At 45.4% G+C, this 3,008-nt stretch carries 2 protein-coding genes; both read right to left on the bottom strand.

What is annotated here, in order from left to right; translation table 11 throughout:
- Positions 1–119: 119 nt before the first annotated feature.
- Entirely contained in the window at positions 120–1,505 is a 1,386-nt protein-coding gene (locus H6S82_RS26825) for a UDP-glucose/GDP-mannose dehydrogenase family protein (RefSeq protein ID WP_190475329.1), read from the bottom strand.
- A 209-nt stretch (positions 1,506–1,714) separates the two neighbouring features.
- Complete coding sequence (locus H6S82_RS26820) at positions 1,715–2,665, bottom strand: UDP-glucuronic acid decarboxylase family protein (protein WP_190475327.1); 951 nt, start codon at positions 2,663–2,665, stop codon at positions 1,715–1,717.
- Positions 2,666–3,008 lie beyond the last annotated feature (343 nt).

Here is a 3,008-nt window from a genome sequence, read left to right as displayed (position 1 = left end):
GTAGCTGGTTTAATCTGGCATTTTTTTGCCCGATCGCAAACTGATAAATTTTAGATTCCAGATTTGAGATTTCAAATTCAATTCAATCCAAAATCCCAAATCCAAAATCTAAAATTCCCTTATCGGCCAATTCCTACATAACGGAATCCTGCGGCTTCTATCTCCTTGGGATTCAGGAAGTTACGACCGTCAATTATGACGGCATGATTCATCAATTTAGCCATTTTGGCGTAGTCTAAAGTGCGGAACTGATCCCATTCTGTGACCAGTACCAAAGCATCGCAACCATCTGCCAAACGTTCCGGATCTGTTTCGACAATTACGCCGCTTAAACCGTGACGCAAACCGGTTTGAGAAACGATCGGATCGTAAGCTTTGACTTTCATCCCCAAACGGTTGAGTTCTTCGATGATATTCAGGGCTGGGGCGTCCCGCATATCATCGGTATCCGGTTTGAAAGTCAACCCCAACAAACCGACGGATTTACCCTTGAGTATTTTCAGTTCTTGTTGCAGTTTATCGACTGCAATCAGACGCTGACGTTGATTGACTTTCACAGCTGCTTCCAGAAGTTCGGCTGTGTAGTTATAATCTTTAGCGGTGTGGACGAGGGCGGAGACATCTTTGGGGAAACAAGAACCGCCCCAACCAATCCCAGCTTGCAAGAATTTGCCACCAATGCGGGAGTCTAAACCGATACCTTTGGCGACTTGGGTAACGTCAGCGCCGACGCGATCGCAAATATTAGCTACTTCGTTGATAAAGCTGATTTTGGTTGCTAAGAAAGCGTTGGCGGCGTACTTGATCATTTCTGCCGAGTTGATGTCTGTTTCCACTACCGGTACTGGCGGTAAAGATGGATTTTCGGCATACTTACGGTCGATGATGGGGGTGTATAGTTGTTTCATCAGATCGATCGCTTTCTGGTTGTTGCTGCCCAGAACGATGCGATCGGGGTTAAAGGTATCGTAAACTGCCGATCCTTCGCGTAAAAATTCCGGATTGCTGACGACATCGAATTCGGCGGCGATTTTTTGTACGGCTGCTTCCACGCCACCAGCACCTACCAGCACTTTTTGGCGTTCGGCGATCCCGTCCATGACGATCATGCGTACCCAGTCGCCCGATCCGATCGGCACGGTAGATTTATTTACGATTACTTTATAGCCGTCGTTGAGATTGGCCCCAATGCCACGGGCAACTGCTTCTACGTAGCGGGTATCGCTTTCTCCTGTTGGCAATGGAGGCGTTCCCACAGCGATGAATAAAATTTCTCCGTGCTGGACACCTGCGGCGATATCGGTGGTAAATTCCAGCAATCCGTTCTGGTAGGTAGACTGCATCAGTTCGGATAATCCCGGTTCAAATATCGGCGATTGTCCGGCTTTCATTAACTTAACTTTTTCTTCGTTGTTGTCTACGCAGATCACATGATGACCGGTATGTGCCAAACAAACGCCTGTAACTAAACCAACGTATCCGGTACCTATAACGCAAACACGCATATTGTGCTTATCCTCAAAGTAAATGACTAAACTCCAGTTATATTAGCTTTCCGCTAATATGGAAATTTTTGTTTTGGATAGAGAATGTAGGGTATGTTGCTAACTTAGATGTACTCTACTCCTGTTTTTTGATTATGCCCTGATGTATAGTACCCAAAACTTAGTTAGCGATCGCTATCAACCGGAACCAAATACCCTACATTCCTTCTTTAGCCGATTGTTGATGCTTCGGAGTTCTCGATGCGAGCCCTGAAATCTTCTATTGTTAGCTTCAGCCCTGCTTCCAGAGGGATCGTCGGCTGCCATCCCAGCCAAGTTTTCGCTTTTGTAATATCCGGTTGGCGTTTGCGGGGGTCGTCTTGCGGTAGCGGTTCGTACTTAATCTCAACATTTGGATTCACCATTTGCTGAATTTTCTGCGCCAGTTGTAGAATAGTGTATTCGTCCGGATTGCCTAAATTGATCGGCCCGGTGCGATCGCCATTCATCAGCCGCATCAAACCTTCCACTAAGTCGGAAACGTAGCAAAAACTGCGCGTTTGGGAACCGGTTCCATATACGGTCAGGGGGATACCCCGCAGTGACTGAACTATAAAGTTGCTGACGACGCGACCGTCGTTTTCTAACATTCTGGGTCCATAGGTGTTGAAGATTCGCGCTACGCGAATTTCTACATTATTTTCTCGGTGATAATCAAAAGATAATGTTTCTGCGATGCGCTTGCCTTCGTCGTAACAGGATCTGATCCCAATAGTATTAACATTGCCTCTGTATTCTTCTGTTTGGGGATGCTCTTCTGGATCGCCGTATACTTCCGATGTGGAAGCAAGTAGAAACCTTGCTTTGACGCGCTTTGCCAAGCCTAGCATATTCATTGTTCCCATCACGTTTGTTTTGACGGTTTTGATGGGGTTGAATTGATAATGGACGGGGGAAGCGGGACAAGCTAGGTGATAAATTTGATCCACTTCCAACCTAATCGGTTCGGTGATGTCGTGGCGGATTAACTCGAAGTAGGGTTTATCCAGCCATTTGAGGATATTTCGCTTGTGGCCTGTATAAAAGTTATCCAAGCAAATCACTTCATGTCCTTGTTCCATGAGGCGATCGATCAGATGCGAACCGATAAACCCAGCACCACCAGTGACCAAAATTCTCATAATTTTTTAACAAATGATACATTTTGTCAAGCAGTAAATACCGCCGTTCCAAATATAACTGGCTTGCACCCTTTATGGTCTGCTGACATTCCATTCTTGTTGAGATGCTTCTGATGAAATTGCCGTTTTATGACATTTTTGGATAAGACTTTGGGACATTTTACTGTTTGCCGGATATGAAAGCGTGACTGCACAACTAGCAAGTTAGCAAAGAATCCCTCAAAAGGCGACTTTTGTTAACCGGATTCATCAAATCTTTACTCTGATACAGCAAAATCGGTTGATTTTTTTCATAAGTCTTTATAAAATTTTATTTCGCGGGAGGGTCTAGGGCGTCGGGAAG

The organism is Planktothrix sp. FACHB-1355 (assembly GCF_014748295.1).
Lineage (GTDB): Bacteria > Cyanobacteriota > Cyanobacteriia > Cyanobacteriales > Aerosakkonemataceae > Aerosakkonema > Aerosakkonema funiforme_A.
Note: the sequence above shows the minus strand (reverse complement) of the source record. Positions and strands in the feature narration are given on the sequence as shown.

What these genes read in the sequence shown, in the direction of transcription:
- H6S82_RS26825 (WP_190475329.1), bottom strand. Translation starts at nt 1,505, where the DNA reads ATGCGTGTTTGCGTTATAGGTACCGGATACGTTGGTTTAGTTACAGGC.
- H6S82_RS26820 (WP_190475327.1), bottom strand. Translation starts at nt 2,665, where the DNA reads ATGAGAATTTTGGTCACTGGTGGTGCTGGGTTTATCGGTTCGCATCTG.